Origin of the sequence: Pontibacter chinhatensis (assembly GCF_900113285.1) — a bacterium.
GTDB classification, from domain to species: domain Bacteria; phylum Bacteroidota; class Bacteroidia; order Cytophagales; family Hymenobacteraceae; genus Pontibacter; species Pontibacter chinhatensis.
Genome location: NZ_FOOT01000005.1, coordinates 60,283 through 76,855, shown reverse-complemented (window position 1 = coordinate 76,855; position 16,573 = coordinate 60,283). Strand labels below are relative to the sequence as shown.

Below are 16,573 nucleotides of genomic sequence, written 5' to 3'. Positions count from 1 at the left end.
CCGCCTTATCGTCCAACATCCGCCCCTGCTGCGCGTACATTCTTCTTCTGAGGAAATATATTCCGCATCACCAAAACGAAATACAGCTATGTCGATAAAGGATATTTTTAACAAGGTAAAAAAAGAGGCCAAGGTGCTGCAGGGCGAGGAAACGAAGGACAAACTCTACCAGAACGAGAACACTTACCCCTCCAAGGAGGAAGCCATCGCGGCCTTTGAGCGCTCCAGGCAAAAACTCTTTAACGTGAACGACTGGACCAAGCTCTCGGGCGTTAACTCCACGTTTGAGCTCTACGACAACCGCGGACGCCACACCACGTCGCTCAAGCCGGAGCACGGGTATTACATGAAGATTATCCTGCCGGCCTCCACCATTGAAAACTGGGTGCAGGTAACGGATATTCGGGAGGAGGAGAACCTGGCCGAGTTTACCGTGCATCCCAGCGAGAAACCAAAAGAAATGGCCGCAGACGAGGCGGAGGTGAAGCACTTTTTCTCGAAAGAAGCCAGCAGCACCTTCCGGGTGACGCGCGAGGGCAACACCATCCACGGGTATGAGATTGGTAAAAATGAGGCCATCAACAACCAGGGCGAAGACGCCGGTAACCGCGCCGTGCTGAACACTTTTGTAGCCGAGGGTGGCTGGGCTATCTTCCAGCAGCTGCAGTGGGACAAGCTAACCCGCTACCTGGTGCACCTGGAGGAGAAAAAGGAAGCGTAAAGTATAACGTATGATTACAGCATTAGAAGAGCACCTGGCAACGGGTGCTCTTTTTGTTTAGATAGAGTTTGCTATATTTAAATTATACTCCGTTTAGAAGCCAACTAGAGTATAAACGGAATAAGGTTCCATTTATACTCTAGTTAAGCTCCATTGAACAATAATTTAGAGATGATAGATAGGTTACTTTTTTGGTTTTATGACGGAGAAGAGAAGCTTGATGAGAATACCAAGCGATTTTTCCCATTAGCCATGCTCTTAAATAGGCTGTTAAATGAGACATATGAAGGAAAGAAAATAAAGTTTTTAAACCTAAAATTCTATACTCAAGCTTCATATGAAGGTAACCAGCAGTTGGAGCTAAACTATACCCACAGCTATGGAGGACATGTTCACCATAATGCCTTGTTCAACAGGACAGAATTGGAGGCGCTAGCTCTCCCAGAACAAAAGAAACTGCTTTGGAAGAGAGCGTGCGAAACATTAAATTTAGTTGCACATGACTTAAGAAATGCTTCCTTGAGTGTTAGCGCAGGTACAGCTTATGATAAGGGAATAGAAATAGGGCTTAACGAAGACTTTGTTATGAGATGCGCAAACTTCCAAATTCATGGTCACTTAGTCAAAGTTAGCATCTTGGCCCGCTTTGTTGGTGACAGGGTTTTTTCAATACTAACCGTGCAGTCAGATAATGAGTTGATTCTGGAAGATGAAATAGATAGAACTGATTCTGATATTGAATTCTTCTACACTATTTATAAGAAAATAGAGCTTGACAAAAGTAATAACATTGTCATAAAGGGGCATTATGGAGTAGGCTATTTACCAATGACTGTTCCCATTATAGACAAATTGAAATAAAGTAGCTTAACCACACCTTTACAGTAGCTACGCCAACGCAAAGCCCTGTCTATTACACCACACTGAAGTCATAAATGAAAATAATTAACTCTACCCTCCAACTGTTAGGAATAGCCTTATTGGTAAGCTGTGGAAACGCGGGCACTGTGTCGGCAGTACAGACAAACAATGAACAAACCATCCAAATGGCAGACAAAATAAAAATAGATGAGCTGACTACTACATTAACAAAGCTAAAAAATGGGCAAACAGAATTTGATTTCATTGGCATTACTTCCAATGGGATTGACTGCCTCTACTTCGTTTATGAAAAGGGAAAGTTCAACCTCGAGTTTGAGTCAATGGTTGAAGAGCAAACCCCTTTCATTGATAAGCTAAAAGAATTTGCCCAAATGTATGAATTGGAAAGTGTGATGACGACGTATGGCAATCAACCACATTATCAATCCTTGACACCAGCACCAGTAATCAGAATTGAATCTAATTCGACCCTTGAAGAGGTGGTAGCATTAGGAAGAAAGATTCAGGCAGAAATCTTTGAGAACAACAGCACAACTGTATATGATGTGGTGCCATAGGCAAAACAACAATGTATACCCCTGCACAGGCTCCATACTTCGGCTACGCCTTGTTCGCAGCCTGTACTTACCGTTACTCCCCGCCCCTGCCCGTCAGCAGGGGCTTTTTGTTTTCCACACCCAACCCGCTAAACAATTTTTCTTAACAAATCAACAAAGTAATTTATCCACAAAGAAGCGCCACAAGCTGAAGCAGTTAACTATTTATCCACCGAAACTGCCCATACTTTTGATTTTTAAATCCTAAATCTTCAAATTACCTTCGTGACCCTAAACACGAGTACCATGATGCAGAACGGACAAAACACAGCTCTCCGCAACGACTGGAGTCTGGCGGAAATTGAAGCCATTTACAACAAGCCCGTACTGGAGCTGATTGTAGAGGCGGCCAATGTGCATAAGCAATACCAGGCCACCGGCGAGGTGCAGGTATGTACGTTATTGTCTGTTAAAACCGGCGGCTGCACCGAGGATTGCGCCTACTGCCCGCAGGCAGCGCGCTACCACACCGGCGTGGAGGTGCACAAGCTGCTGAGCCAGGAGCAGGTGCTTTCGGCAGCCCAGCGTGCCAAAGAAGGCGGTTCTACTCGTTTCTGCATGGGCGCCGCCTGGCGCGAGGTGCGCGATAACCGCGACTTCGACAAGGTGCTGGACATGGTGAAAGGCGTAAATGACCTGGGGTTGGAAGTATGCTGCACGCTGGGCATGGTAAACGAGTACCAGGCCGAGAAGCTGAAAGAGGCCGGCCTCTACGCCTATAACCACAACCTGGATACTTCCGAGGAGAACTACGCCAGCATCATCACCACCCGTACCTATGACGACCGCCTGGACACCATCAACAACGTGCGCAAGGCAGGTATCTCCGTATGCTCTGGTGGTATTATTGGTTTAGGCGAGACGGACGAGGACCGTATTAAAATGCTGCATACCTTGTCTACCATGGAGCAGCACCCGGAGTCGGTGCCGGTGAATGCGCTGGTGCCGGTAAAAGGCACGCCGCTGGAGCATCAGCCGCTGGTATCGGTATGGGAGATGGTACGCATGATTGCCACAGCCCGTATCCTGATGCCAAAGTCGATGGTGCGCCTGTCGGCCGGACGTGAGCGCATGAGCGTGACGGAGCAGGCACTTTGCTTCCTGGCCGGCGCAAACTCTATTTTCACCGGTGAGAAGCTCCTTACAACCCCTAACCCGGATTTCGACGCGGACAAAGCCATGTTCGAACTGCTGGGCCTGAACCCTAGAAAATCATTTAAAGAAGAGACGCAACACGTTTGCTCTTAAGACAAAAGACTGTTTGACATAAGACAAAAGACTTATACTTTAAGGTACTACTTTTTAATTCCTTTGTCCTTTGTCACAAAATCCTTTGTCAATAAAACTACAGCAGAAGCTGGCGGAGCGTGCGGCGCAGGGCAACTTGCGGGCACTGAAAACCACCTCCGGCCTTACCGACTTCTGCTCGAACGATTACCTCGGCCTTGCTCGCTCTGAGAAACTGCGGGCACTTATCCACAAGGAAGAGGAAAAGTATACACACTTGCCATTGGGCGCGACCGGCTCCCGACTGTTATCAGGAAACAACCCACTGTTTGAGGAACTGGAGGGGATAATTGCGCGCTACCACCACGCGGAGGCGGCGCTGCTTTTTAACTCCGGCTACACTGCTAACGTGGGTTTATTGTCGGCTCTGCCCCAGCGTGGCGATACCGTGTTGTACGACGAGGCCAGCCATGCCTCCATGAAAGACGGCTTGCGGCTGAGCTTTGCCAAGAGCTATTCCTTTCGCCACAACAGCGTGGAAGACTTGCGGCAAAAACTGCAGCGGACAAGCGGGCAGGTATACGTGCTGGTGGAGTCGGTATACTCGATGGATGGCGACCAGGCCCCCTTGCGGGAACTGGCTCAAGTATGTAACGCGCACAAGGCGGCACTTATTGTGGATGAGGCACATGCCGTGGGCCTCTATGGTGAGAAAGGCGAAGGACTTGTCTCGGCCCTGGGGCTGGAGCAGGAGGTGTTTGCCCGGGTACTGACCTACGGCAAGGCCATGGGTCTGCACGGGGCCGCCGTGGTGGGTCCGCAGGTGCTCCGCGAGTTTCTCATCAATTACAGTCGCGCTTTTATTTATACTACCGGGCTACCCACGCACGCGTTGGTGGCCCTGAAATGCGCCTATACTTTATTACCGGAGCTTAAAGAAGAGCGGGCACGGGTTAAGGAATTGGCGCAGCTATTGTACCGAAAACTGAACAACATAAGCGGCATCAGCTGCTCCCCGGAAGGCAGTGTTATACTTTCTGTCTTCCTGCAACAGCCTCAGCGGCTCAAGGCGCTGGCGGCTGCACTGCAACAACAAGGTTTTGACGTGCGCCCCGTGCTGCCACCAACTGTGCCCCAGGGTACGGAACGGCTGCGCGTAATTGTGCATGCTTTTAATAGAGAAGAAGAAATTGAGGGCCTCGTGCAGGCCATAGCCAAAGGTACATGAAACGATATTTTGTAACAGGAATCGGTACGGACGTAGGCAAAACGGTTGCCGCTGCCATACTTACCGAAGCCCTGCAGGCCGATTACTGGAAACCTGTGCAAGCAGGCGGCCTGGACTTCACCGACACAGACACTGTAAAGAGTCTGGTTTCGAATGAGCGCTCGGTTTTCCACCCGGAGGCTTACCGCCTCAAAATGGCCGCGTCGCCGCACAAAGCTGCCGCTGCCGAGGGCATCGAAATCGACGTGAAAGGCATGCGCCTACCCGATACCCAAAACAACCTGATTGTGGAGGGAGCCGGCGGCCTGATGGTGCCCCTGAACAAGCGCTACCTGGTGCTGGACCTGGTGCAGCAGCTGGGCCTGGAGGTTATACTTGTGTCGCGCAACTACCTGGGAAGTATAAACCATACTTTGCTTACTGCCGAGGTGCTGCGCTACCGCAAAATTCCGGTTGCCGGCATTATTTTTAACGGTGAGGAGAACGCCACCTCCGAAGACTTTATCGTCAAGTATACGGGTCTGCGCCTGCTGCCCTCCATCCGCCAGGAAGCTGATTTCTGCAAGGATACTGTGGCAGCCTACGCCAAACAGTTCGAAGGTTACCTATAATCCCCGTCGCCTATAGAAGACACTCTACGCTGGATTTATACTTTATTGCAACAACATAACTGCCTGGTAAAGGGAGAGCTGTAAAATTCTACTTTGTCCACTTGGCCTTTGGATTCGAAGTTAGATATCGCTTAGGCATAACTCTCCCCTTGAGGGGAGTTAGAGGGGTGTCAGCTTTTGGGTGAAGTCTCTGGCTATTAGCTTAACACCCCTATAGTCCCCTCAAGGGGACAGTTTCTAAAGAAATTAATAGCCCTGTTTACTACAGAAAGGCGTTATACTTTAAAACCTTGCGCTCTTTCCCTGGTTTAAAGTATGGCTCGCCTGCTCAGGACTACAGGCAAGTGTTTGCTGCTTTGATTTATACTTTATAGCACCGGCTATGACCCGAGAAGCTTTGCTAGAGGCCTTGTCTTCCACACTCTCCAAATCCAACGTACAGGAGCTGGCCGCTTTGGCAGGAGACGAAAAGCTTCCTATCCCTGATTTACTCGATATCAGCTTCTGGAAGGATGCTCCAACCATTGCCTTCCGGTCGGCCTGGGTGCTGGAGCATGCAGCCCTCTCGTACCCTGACTGCTTTCTGTACTACTTCCCAGAGTTTGTACAGCGGCTGCACGAGCAGCAGAACTCCAGTTGCCAGCGTTGCTTCACTAAAATCCTGATGCACCTGACCAGTCCCAAGGCACCTATAGCCTGCCGCGAGGCACTGGCAAGTATAGCCGACCAGGAAAACATCGTGGAGGTGATTTTCGACTGGCTCATCAAACCTGAAACTCCTGTTGCTGTAAGGGTAAACTGCCTGGACATCCTTCTGAACTTTTCTTATACTTTTCCCTGGATTAAAGAAGAGCTGCAGGCGCAAACAGAGTTTTACCTCCAGGATGGGTCGCCTGCCATGCTGGCCCGGGGCAAAAAGATATTGCGGCAGGTTACCAAAGTATAAACCGCATACTTTCTGCCATTATCCCTTCTAAAAATTCTTTTGTTATGAACTTAGCTGAACGCGACCAACATATTATCTGGCATCCTTACACGCAAATGAAAACTGCCGCCTTGCCTGTTCCGATTGTGCGGGGCGAGGGAGCGCTTTTGTTTTCGGAGGATGGCAAAACCTACATTGATGCCGTGGCCTCGTGGTGGGTGAACCTGCACGGGCACGCGCACCCCTACATTGCCGAAAAGGTGGCCGAGCAGCTGCGCACGCTCGAGCACGTTATCTTCGCGGGCTTTACCCATGAACCTGCCGTTACTTTTGCCGAGCGTCTTCTGCAGATATTACCAGCGGGCCAGAGCCGTATTTTTTACTCCGACAACGGTTCTACTGCCGTAGAAGTGGCCATCAAAATGGCTATTCAGTACTGGAACAACCTCGATACGCCTAAAAAGAAAATCATCGCCTTCCGCGACAGCTACCACGGCGATACCTTTGGGGCCATGTCGGTGAGCGCCCGCAGCGCCTTTACCGCCCCGTTCTGGCCTTTCTTGTTTGAGGTGGAATTCATCGACGTGCCAACCGCCGGTAAGGAAGAGGAAAGTATAAAGCAACTAGAAAAACTTGCCGCACAAGGCGATATCGCCGCCTTCATCTATGAGCCGCTGGTGCTGGGAACCGGGGGCATGATAATGTACAAGCCGGAGGTGCTCGATAAACTCATGGCCATCTGCCAGCAGCACGGCATCCTTAACATTGCCGATGAGGTGATGACTGGTTTTGGCCGCACCGGCCGCACCTTCGCCACCGACTACCTGCAGCAAAAGCCGGACATGGTCTGCCTGTCTAAGGGTTTAACAGGTGGTACGATGGCACTGGGAGCGACTTCCTGCAACGAGAAAATCTACGAAGCTTTCCTGCACGACGACCGAAGCAAAACCCTTTTCCACGGCCACAGCTACACGGCCAACCCGGTGGCCTGCGCCGCCGGACTGGCCAGTCTTGATTTGCTGCTGCAGCCCGAGACGCAGGAAAGTATAAACCACATTGCACAACGCCACGCAGCCTTTGCCGCAAGTATAAAAGACCTGCCGCAAGTGCTGGAAGTACGGCAACAGGGCACCATCCTGGCCATAGAGTTTTACGATGGCGCCACCTCCTACTTCAGCGACCTGCGCGACACGCTGTACAGTTTCGGGCTGGACAACGGCGTCATACTTCGTCCACTGGGCAACATCATCTACGTGATTCCACCTTACTGCATCACCGATGCCCAACTGGACCAGGTGTACCAGACCCTGAAAGGAATGCAGGAGATTGTGGCGGGCAAAAGGCAGCACCCGCGCCCGGACTCCATCATGCTGCATGATTAGGCAAATATAAAGTATAGGTTGCCACTAACTACCCCTGCACCCTCCCGAGAGGGGAATCAAATTACACCTGTAGGAATTCCCCTCTCGGGAGGGGTTAGGGGTGGGCTTACACCTAAGCAAAAGTAGTAAAGTGTAACTCGAGTTTTAAAGTATAGCTATGAGGTTGGAGGGATGCTGTTCCGGGCAAAGGTGTCCGAAACAGCGAAGGAGCAGGAAAGTATGTTGCTCTTCCTCATCCTGCACATCCTAAAATCCTGTAAATCCTGATCCGGAATTCGTACCTTTACCCACGTTTTGGAAGCAGCGAAAGCACATATTATCATCAAAGGAGTGGGTGCTATCTCCCCGCTGGGGTTTGATAGCGCCTCTACTGCAACGGCTTATACTTCCGGTATACCGGCTTTCAAAACCATACTTCACCAGGGCACTCCCACACCGGTAGCTGCTTTGTCAGCTGAGGCAGAGGAGCATTTGCAAGACTTGCTTCTCGCAAACCCTGTCTATAAGCAACTCGACCGTTCGGTGCTGATGGCCGTGTACGCAGCCCGGCAGGCGGCAGTGCAGGCGGGTTGGCTAAATGAGCCCCCCCCGACTGATGATGACCTGGCGGTGAACATTGGCTCTTCGAGGGGCGCAACCGGTCTGTTTGAAGAGCATTTCGAGGCTTTTCAGCAGGAAAACTTATCCTCCAGCGCCTCCCCTACCACTACGTTAGGCAACCTGTCGAGCTGGGTGGCGCATGCTGTGAACGCCGGCGGCGGGCAAATCAGTCACTCCATTACCTGCAGCACTGCCCTAATGGCCGTAGCCAACGGTGTGGCCTGGCTGAAGTCCGGCATGGCCAAACGTTTCCTGGCCGGCGGCACCGAGGCCCCGCTCACCGATTTTACCATCGCCCAGATGAAAGCAGTGGGCATATACTCCCGGCTCACCGACCATCCATACCCCTGCCAGCCCTATGCCGCCGAAAAGCATAATACCTTTACCTTAGGGGAAGGAGCCGCCGTGTTCGCGCTGGAGCAAGTATTCAATCCGGCACCGGGAACTCTGGTGGTGGAGGGAGTTGGCCTTGGATTTGAGAAACTGGTGAGCAAAACGGGTATCTCGGCCGAAGGTATTAACTTTCAGAAGTCGATGCGGCAGGCCATCGCGCAACTGTCCGAGCACGACCGTCAGGTAGACCTCGTCATCACCCACACCCCCGGCACACGCGCCGGCGATAAAGCGGAACTAGCTGCTATCCGGGCTGTTTTTGGAGATAACCTCCCCCTCATTACTACAAACAAATGGCTGATTGGCCATACCCTAGGTGCCTCCGGCGCCTTGAGCCTGCAGTACGCACTGCATGTGCTACAGTATCAGCAGTTTACTGCTATCCCTTACCCTCATCACCTGCCGCAGCAGGAGTCCACAAGTATAAAACGCATCATGGTAAACGCCGCCGGCTTTGGCGGCAATGCGGCCAGCGTCATTGTTAGTGTGGTAAAGTAATTTTCCCTTCTGCCCCCGGCGCGGGCAAACTCGTGTTAAAGCGTCATTATTATATCCAAATCCTAGCAACTCATTTCACTATATATCAGTACAATATTTTCAACTGATACACATAGAAAAATTACTATTACAGTTCTCCTATATTCCTATTTAATCATTTTTAGACAAAAAAAAGACACCTCACCAGTACTTGTAAAGTATAAATCCTAAAGCACCTACTCCTTAAACCAAGACATTTAGTCAATAAAAATAAATCAATATGAAATAATTAAGCACAATTTTATCAGCACCCACATGAAAGAATACTTACCCCGAAAAGCAGTATTCCTGCTACTCCTATGCTTTATATTTTATTTTACAGCAGCAGCACAGACTCCAGGTTTAATCTATAAACCCGCCATTGGCAATGGAGCCAAAGTACTGGACCCCAACGCAGATGGCTATGTATCAATAGCTAAAACCGGATTCGGCAGCTCCGCTGACGAAGGCTCAGGCATCAGCGAAATTCCCTACAGACCTTTTCCGGCACTTATTACAGAACCCATTGCGGATTTAAGTACGGGCTCCAGCGGCGGCCACACCGACCTGGCCACCCCCAACTCCAGTTCCGCCTTTACAGGCTCTCCGGTAGCTGCTTTTTTCGATGGCACAAACGTGCTCTTCAGGCTCAGGCTTGGCGGCTCCTCCACCGCCTCGAAGGGGTACAGTGTGCTGATAGACTCAGACCAAAAGTTTGATGGCACCGGAACGAACCCTGGCTTTGAGTATGAGGTATTGCTAGCCTCCAACTTCTCTGTTCAGGTTATCCGCCATACTGGCACCGGCAGCAGCACCATCTTCACAGGCTCTGCCGACCAATATTCCCAGCGGTCCGTTGCGGCCTCTGCAAGTGGTGGCAACCCGGACTACTTCTATGATTTCTATGTTCCCCTTACCGCTTTTGGGGGAGGAATAACAGCCGCTACGCCACTCCGGATGAGCGGCATCACGATCAGCAGTGCCCAGAGCGGCATTACTGGTACCGTTTCGGATGTGGGTGGGGTGGATTTCAGGGCGTACAACCACGATGCACCTTCCGCGTGGCGCGCGTTGATTGGCGTATTCCCACCGACTTCCCTCAGCACGCTGCAGACTTCTGCCTTCCCGCAGATTGCAGCCACAGCTCCCGTTGTGGCCAGTCCTATACTTGCTAACAGCACCTCCATTACAGGTTCATCGGTAGAGGCGCCGGGCTCAACCATCACGGTTTATCGCAGCGTGGCGGGAGGCACGCCCACTATTGTGGGAACGACAACAGTTACCGCCAACGGCACATGGACCTTGACCGGTATCTCCAGTAGCCTGTTGCTTCAGGGCAATATCATCACAGCCACCGTCACGGCATCGGGTAAGAGTGTTTCTGCAGCCTCGGCACCGGTTACGGTTTCCTCGGGTATATGTGCTACACTTGCACCAAGACTTACAAGCATTACAGGTACAACGGGAAGCAGATACCTTGTGCTTACTCCTAGCTTTAGTGGTAATCAAATAATAACAGTTTATAACTTGACAACAGGTGCTACTCAGACTACCCAAGTTTTAAACCTAACCGCTGGAACAGCCTTTCCTGCTTCTTCAACTGGCGCACCTAGTGCACTTCTTGTAGCTCAGAATAACAGCTATGCTATTACATCTACACCAGCAGATGCTACAGGCAATCCTACTGGCTGCCAATCCTTACGTTCAAACCAGTTGTGCTACACTTCGGGCGGAAATTCTACAACAAACCCCCATGCTGTATCAATTACTGGCGTTACCTATAACAGTGTTACAAACAGCACAAACGCTAATAGCACTACTGAAGTACCCTTAAACCTGACTTCAATTACTGTCTCAATAACTTATAATGGAGGCACGCAAGCTGGCAACCTTGTACTTTATAGGAATGGCTCCGCAACTAATGTTTCGGCGCCATATGCTGTAGGAACAACTACTCAGACTCTAACTGTGTCGGGGATAAGCCCTGCATTAGCAGTTGGTGATGTACTTAATGTAAGAACTGTTCAGACTGCTGGCTGTGCAGGTGCTTCACTTCCCTCTAACTTTTTAACAGTACAGGAGACTACAGCTTCTCCAACCATAAATCCGCTTAAATGTGGATTGGTGACCACACTTAGTGGCACATCTACAGAAGCAGCAGGCACAACCTTGCAATTTTACACAGGAGGTACGGCGGGTTCACGAGATGGCACGCTTATTACACAAAGTGGCACCACTACCCCCATTACAGCAACTGTTACCAGCACAGGATTTTGGTCGGTAGACTTGTCTGCTGCGGCGAGTGGAGGTATTGCGGCTGGCACCCTGATTACGGCGCGAGCCAAAGCTCCTGGCGAAGTGCGCAGCGTGAACTCAAATGCCGTAAGCTCTACGCCCGGTCCTACCGGAGTCTTAGCCATTACGACACCTATTACCGAGGGAGACACTAAAGTAGCGGGCACTGGTCCAACCAGTGCGGCAGGTAGCACTGTGACCTTATACATAGAAGACACTCCTTTCCCAACAAATGTAGTAGTGGCAAGTGATGGGAAGTGGGAAGTATCGGGCATTGCCTCAACCGAGTTGTTTGCCGGCGCCAAGGTTACCGCCACCTTTACCCCAACCAATGGCTGTGAGAGCATTAAGTCTGCAGTGGTTACTGTTAGCTGCAAGGCTCCCCTCACCACATTTTCGATGTCGGCGCCACCTGCTTCCATCTGCGGAGGCAGCATCATCAACATGACTCTTTCCGGCTCTGAGTATGGTATCTCCTACAGGCTGCTGGTAAACGGGGCGGAGTCCGGAGCCTCTGTGCTGGGAACGGGCGGTCCAATTACATTGGTTTCGGGACCTATCACCAATTATACCTCCGCCAATACAACAGCCAGCATTACTTATAGAGCCAGAAAAGTAAGTGGCACGGCCTGCGATGCCACCTATGCAAGTGCAGCAACGGTAACAGTGCAACCGCAGCCTGCTATAGCAGGTCTATTATTTACGAGCACCAGCCAAGCTGTTTGTGCAAATTCCAGCGCCAACTTCAGCCTGAACGGCACTAACCCCAACTACAACTACCAACTGGTGAACCAGACTACTAATCAACTGGTTGGCTCTGCTGTACAAGGTTCTTCCACTGCCGCTATTACCTTATCCACGGGTACAGTCACCACAAATATGTCTTATAGTCTGCGTATCACCTCAAGAACTGGTGATGTCAACTCATGCGCTACTGTGCTGTCCAATCAGGTATCGGTTACTATAACCAGCCCTTCTATTACTCGGGCAGTGTACCCTACTGCCAGCAAAGTATGCGTCGGTGGCGCGACTAATATCAATGTATCAACAGAGCCTAACAATGACTTCGAATATACAGTGTACCGCAGAGCAGGAACGAGCCCCAGCCCATCATCAGATTCTCCGTTGGGCACCTTCAGGGGCAATGGGCAGGTGCAATCTGTATCAACTGGGTCGCTTGGCACAGCCGGTACACAGACATTCTATGTAACAGTTCGAAGAATGACGAATAACGTTTGCGGCACCCTGACTTTGGTAAATACAGCGCAGGTGGAGGTAACAAACCAGCCCGCTATAGCCAATGCCGGTAGCGACAGGAACGTTTGCGGCACTACCGCCACGCTGCAGGGTAATGCTCCTACGTCGGGCAATGGCATTTGGAGTCAGGTAGGCACTACCCCTACAGTAGCACGCATTGTAGATCCAAACAACCCAAATACCACAATAGAAAACCTGCAACCCGGTACTTATACTTTCCGATGGACGGTGACGGTAGACTGCGGAGGCACCACTTCTTCGGCTTCCGATGATGTCATCCTTACCGTGAACTGCGAGGCTAGCTATACCCTGGCTATTCCAAAGTATAAGGACACTTATTCCTCCGGCAATGTACTTGCCACAGCTTCGGACCAAGATGGAACCATTATCTCGGCTACCATCCTTCAGGGTACACTTCCGGCTGGCGTAGAATTGTCAGCAGAAAACGGACTTATTACTGTTGTAAGGCCTAACGCACTAGTAGAAGGTGTTTATCCGCTCACCATCAGCTTGATGGACCAGTACCGCATGACCACAGTCACCACTATTGTCCTGCGTATCCTCGGCGACTCCCCCGTAATCGTACCACTCCCCGTGGAACTGGTATACCTAAGGGCAAGTGTGCAGCAACGGCAAGTGGTGCTACAGTGGCTCACCGCATCTGAGACGGATAACAAAGAGTTTATAGTAGAGCGAAGTATGGATGGCAAGGACTTTAATGCCATCGGCACGGTAGCCGGGGCCGGAACAACCCTGCAGCCACAGCATTACACATTCACGGATGCGGCCCCGCTCCAGCAGGTTATCTACTATCGCCTGAAGCAGGTAGATTTTAACGGGGACTCTGAGTACAGCAAAGTAGTGGCCGTGCGGCTGAACGCGGAGGCTTCTGAACAGCGCCTGAAAGTATGGCCTAACCCATTCAAGGGGGAAGCAAGTATAGAAGTGTTTGCTGAGGAAGCCGGTTCGGCAAGTATAACGCTGACCGCCATGCAGGGGCAGCGCGTGTATGAAAGCACCGTGCAGCTGGACCCCGGTTATAACAAGCTTACCCTGCCTCCGCTCGACCTGCCGAACGGCATGTACATCCTGCGCCTGCAGAACGAGCAACTAATCGAATCCACCAAAGTGGTGAAAGAGTAGTTTGCAGGTATAGCTTTTATACTTTACCAGAACGACCGGGTGCTACATCCGGTCGTTTTCATTTTTTTGCACATCCTTTTGTCCCTAACCAACTTACTCCCATCATTTTTTGCTATTTTTGCCTGCTTAACATCACTCATTTCTATCACCTTAATGAAAATACTAAAGTTCGGCGGTACCTCGGTGGGGTCAGCTGAGAGAATGAAGGCGGTTGCCTCGCTCATCCTGAACGGTGAGCCCAAGATTGTAGTGCTTTCGGCCATGTCGGGCACTACTAACGCATTGGTGCAGATAGCAGAAACGCTGTACCAGAATAAACACGACGAAGCAAAGGCGCTCATTCAGGCGCTTCATGATAAGTATAAACAGGTGGTAGAGGAACTCTACACCTCCGATGATAAAAAGAAACAGGCAAACGAGCTGCTGAAGCAGCATTTTGAGTACCTCAACGCCTTTACCCTCGACCTCTTTACCATACACGAGGAGCGCGCGGTACTGGCGCAGGGCGAGCTGCTGAGCACGGCCCTTTTCCAGTTTTACCTGGAGGAGCAGGGCGAAAAGTCTGTGCTGCTGCCGGCCCTTAACTTTATGAAAGTTGATGAGAACGAGGAGCCGGACAGCGCCTACATTGCCCAGCAGCTACAAAAAGAGTTGGAGAAGCACCCGGGCGTGGCGCTGTTCATCACGCAGGGCTACATCTGCCGCAACGCCTTTGGAGAAATCGACAACCTAAAGCGTGGTGGCTCAGACTACTCTGCCTCGCTGATCGGTGCGGCCGTAGATGCCCAGGAAATCCAGATTTGGACCGACATTGACGGCATGCACAACAACGACCCGCGCATCGTAAAGAACACGCACCCGATTGCGGAGCTTTCATTCGATGAGGCGGCGGAGCTGGCCTATTTTGGCGCTAAGATTTTGCACCCAAGCAGCGTGAAACCAGCCAAGCAGAAGAACATTCCGGTAAAACTGCTCAACACTCTGCAGCCGGAGGCCAGGGGCACCACCATCAGCACCAAAACCGAAAGCGGTAAAATAAAAGCGGTGGCTGCCAAAGATGGTATCACTGCTATCAAAATCAAATCTGGTCGAATGCTGCTCGCGTACGGTTTCCTTCGCAGCGTGTTTGAGGTATTCGAAAGGTATAAAACGCCTATCGACATGATTACCACCTCCGAGGTGGCCGTGTCGCTGACGATTGACAATGCCAAGCACCTGGATGAGATTCTGGCAGAGCTGAAGGAATTCGGCCAGGTAGAGGTAGACCAGGACCAGACCATTATCTGCGTGGTGGGCGATTTTATTGCCGAGCGCAGTGGCTCGGGGCTAGCCGTGTTCCAATCGTTGCAGAACATCCCGCTGCGCATGATTTCCTATGGCGGCAGCAAGAACAACATCAGCGTACTGGTAAACACAAGCGATAAAATTGAGGCCCTTACGAAACTGAACGATGGCATCTTTAACGGAAACGAAGCCCATGCTTAACCTTAATCCGGAGCAGCTGCAGCAGCACGCCACTCCGTTTTATGTATACGATTTGAACCTGCTGCGCCAGACCTTGCAGGCGGCAAAGCAGGAGGCCGAAAAGTATAACTTCCAGGTGCACTATGCGCTGAAAGCCAACGCTAACACCCCGGTTTTGGACGCGGTGCGCCAGCACGGCTTTGGGGCCGACTGCGTGAGCGGCAACGAGGTAAAGGCGGCCATTGAAAACGGTTTCTCGCCGAAGCACGTGGTGTTTGCTGGTGTGGGCAAGTCGGATGCGGAGATAAACTATGCGCTGGAGCAGGAGATTTTCTGCTTCAACTGCGAGTCGAAGCATGAGTTGGAGGTGATTAATGAGCTGGCGGAGAAGAAAGGTGCTGTGGCTCGCGTGGCGCTGCGCATTAACCCGAACGTGAATGCCAACACGCACAAGTACATCACCACCGGCCTGGAGGAAAACAAGTTCGGCATTAACTCCTGGGAGTTGGAGAGTGTGCTTGAACTGCTGCAACAGCTCAAGCATGTGGAGCTAATCGGCATTCACTTTCACATCGGCTCCCAGATAACGGACCTGACGGCCTTTAAAAACCTATGTACCCGCGTAAACGAGTTTCAGGAGTGGTTTTTGGCGCGCAACATCCAGCTGGAACACGTGAACGTGGGCGGTGGCCTGGGTGTAGATTACTACCAACCTGACGAGACTCCAATTCCGGACTTTGAGGCATACTTTGGCTTGTTTAACCAGTTTCTGGAGCTAAGGCCGGGGCAGCAAGTGCATTTTGAACTGGGCCGCGCGCTGGTGGCGCAGTGCGGAACGCTGGTTTCGAGGGTGCTCTACATCAAAAACGGCGTTTCCACTAACTTCGCCATTCTGGATGCCGGCATGACCGAGCTGATCCGTCCGGCGCTCTACCAGTCGTACCACAAGATTGAGAACCTGACAAGCCAGAAGCCGGAGGTACGCTACGATGTAGTGGGCCCTATCTGCGAGTCGAGCGACTGCTTTGGCAAGGCGGTGATGCTGCCGGAAACCAATCGCGGCGATTTGATTGCCATCCGCACGGCAGGAGCTTACGGGGAAGTCATGTCTTCGGCCTACAACCTCCGCGACAGAGTGCAGGCTGTTTATGTATAGCGCCTGAGTTTAGAAAGTATAAATTTTCAGCTGGGGTTAAGTCTCTCTTCGGAGGGGTTTAACCCCTGCTTTTTTAGTTTCGGGTCCAACCACCCCTAACCCCTCCTTGACTAAAGCGGGGAACCTGTCATTACAGATGCTAAATATGAGCTTCGTAGTGGCTGTCTGTTCTAGGTA

The 16,573-nt window shown here is 51.3% G+C and carries 14 protein-coding genes; 12 read left to right on the top strand and 2 right to left on the bottom strand.

The genetic code is table 11. The features are described from left to right. Positions 1-88 precede the first annotated feature (88 nt). The 9 genes from BM040_RS14765 to BM040_RS14725 all read left to right on the top strand — a co-directional run bounded on the left by BM040_RS14765 (position 89) and on the right by BM040_RS14725 (position 9,063). A complete protein-coding gene (locus BM040_RS14765) occupies positions 89-721 on the top strand; it encodes a hypothetical protein (RefSeq protein WP_092103143.1) in 633 nt (210 codons plus the stop codon). Positions 722-874: 153 nt separating this feature from the next. Beyond that, positions 875-1,582 carry a hypothetical protein gene (locus tag BM040_RS14760; protein WP_139217819.1) on the top strand — a complete coding sequence of 236 codons (708 nt, stop codon included), beginning with the start codon at positions 875-877 and terminating at the stop codon, positions 1,580-1,582. 185 nt (positions 1,583-1,767) lie between these two features. After that, on the top strand, positions 1,768-2,160 hold the full coding sequence (locus BM040_RS14755) for a hypothetical protein (protein WP_139217818.1): 393 nt from the start codon (positions 1,768-1,770) through the stop codon (positions 2,158-2,160). 285 nt (positions 2,161-2,445) lie between these two features. Continuing rightward, positions 2,446-3,447: a biotin synthase BioB gene (gene bioB / locus BM040_RS14750; RefSeq protein ID WP_092103137.1), complete on the top strand. Its 1,002-nt coding sequence runs from the start codon at positions 2,446-2,448 to the stop codon at positions 3,445-3,447. An 85-nt stretch (positions 3,448-3,532) separates the two neighbouring features. After that, entirely contained in the window at positions 3,533-4,654 is a 1,122-nt protein-coding gene (locus tag BM040_RS14745) for an aminotransferase class I/II-fold pyridoxal phosphate-dependent enzyme (RefSeq protein WP_245756231.1), read from the top strand. Continuing rightward, positions 4,651-5,265, top strand: a complete 615-nt coding sequence (bioD, locus tag BM040_RS14740) for a dethiobiotin synthase (RefSeq protein ID WP_092103135.1) — start codon at positions 4,651-4,653, stop codon at positions 5,263-5,265. Before BM040_RS14745 ends, bioD begins: the two co-directional genes overlap by 4 nt. Positions 5,266-5,647: 382 nt before the next feature. Further along, positions 5,648-6,211 (top strand): hypothetical protein, encoded by a 564-nt coding sequence (locus BM040_RS14735; RefSeq protein ID WP_092103133.1) that lies wholly within the window; start codon positions 5,648-5,650, stop codon positions 6,209-6,211. Positions 6,212-6,255: 44 nt separating this feature from the next. Further along, on the top strand, positions 6,256-7,572 hold the full coding sequence (bioA, locus tag BM040_RS14730) for an adenosylmethionine--8-amino-7-oxononanoate transaminase (RefSeq protein ID WP_092103131.1): 1,317 nt from the start codon (positions 6,256-6,258) through the stop codon (positions 7,570-7,572). Positions 7,573-7,866: 294 nt separating this feature from the next. After that, complete coding sequence (locus BM040_RS14725; RefSeq protein WP_092103129.1) at positions 7,867-9,063, top strand: beta-ketoacyl synthase N-terminal-like domain-containing protein; 1,197 nt, start codon at positions 7,867-7,869, stop codon at positions 9,061-9,063. Positions 9,064-9,572: 509 nt separating this feature from the next. Here the strand turns inward: BM040_RS14725 and BM040_RS21805 are convergent. Then, positions 9,573-9,806, bottom strand: coding sequence for a hypothetical protein (locus BM040_RS21805; protein WP_175491084.1), 234 nt, complete (start codon positions 9,804-9,806; stop codon positions 9,573-9,575). Positions 9,807-9,983: 177 nt separating this feature from the next. Further along, positions 9,984-10,307: a hypothetical protein gene (locus tag BM040_RS21800; RefSeq protein ID WP_175491083.1), complete on the bottom strand. Its 324-nt coding sequence runs from the start codon at positions 10,305-10,307 to the stop codon at positions 9,984-9,986. A 943-nt stretch (positions 10,308-11,250) separates the two neighbouring features. On the opposite strand from BM040_RS21800, the gene BM040_RS21795 reads away from it, so the two are divergent. The 3 genes from BM040_RS21795 to lysA all read left to right on the top strand — a co-directional run bounded on the left by BM040_RS21795 (position 11,251) and on the right by lysA (position 16,396). Next, complete coding sequence (locus tag BM040_RS21795) at positions 11,251-13,776, top strand: T9SS type A sorting domain-containing protein (protein ID WP_175491082.1); 2,526 nt, start codon at positions 11,251-11,253, stop codon at positions 13,774-13,776. Positions 13,777-13,929: 153 nt separating this feature from the next. Beyond that, on the top strand, positions 13,930-15,261 hold the full coding sequence (locus BM040_RS14715; RefSeq protein WP_092103123.1) for an aspartate kinase: 1,332 nt from the start codon (positions 13,930-13,932) through the stop codon (positions 15,259-15,261). Continuing rightward, a complete protein-coding gene (gene lysA / locus BM040_RS14710; RefSeq protein ID WP_092103120.1) occupies positions 15,254-16,396 on the top strand; it encodes a diaminopimelate decarboxylase in 1,143 nt (380 codons plus the stop codon). Before BM040_RS14715 ends, lysA begins: the two co-directional genes overlap by 8 nt. Positions 16,397-16,573 lie beyond the last annotated feature (177 nt).

Coding starts and splice junctions, on each gene's coding strand:
- lysA (WP_092103120.1), top strand. CDS start 15,254: ATGCTTAACCTTAATCCGGAGCAGCTGCAGCAGCACGCCACTCCGTTT.
- BM040_RS14715 (WP_092103123.1), top strand. CDS start 13,930: ATGAAAATACTAAAGTTCGGCGGTACCTCGGTGGGGTCAGCTGAGAGA.
- bioB (WP_092103137.1), top strand. CDS start 2,446: ATGATGCAGAACGGACAAAACACAGCTCTCCGCAACGACTGGAGTCTG.
- BM040_RS14735 (WP_092103133.1), top strand. CDS start 5,648: ATGACCCGAGAAGCTTTGCTAGAGGCCTTGTCTTCCACACTCTCCAAA.
- BM040_RS14765 (WP_092103143.1), top strand. CDS start 89: ATGTCGATAAAGGATATTTTTAACAAGGTAAAAAAAGAGGCCAAGGTG.
- BM040_RS14755 (WP_139217818.1), top strand. CDS start 1,768: ATGGCAGACAAAATAAAAATAGATGAGCTGACTACTACATTAACAAAG.
- bioD (WP_092103135.1), top strand. CDS start 4,651: ATGAAACGATATTTTGTAACAGGAATCGGTACGGACGTAGGCAAAACG.
- bioA (WP_092103131.1), top strand. CDS start 6,256: ATGAACTTAGCTGAACGCGACCAACATATTATCTGGCATCCTTACACG.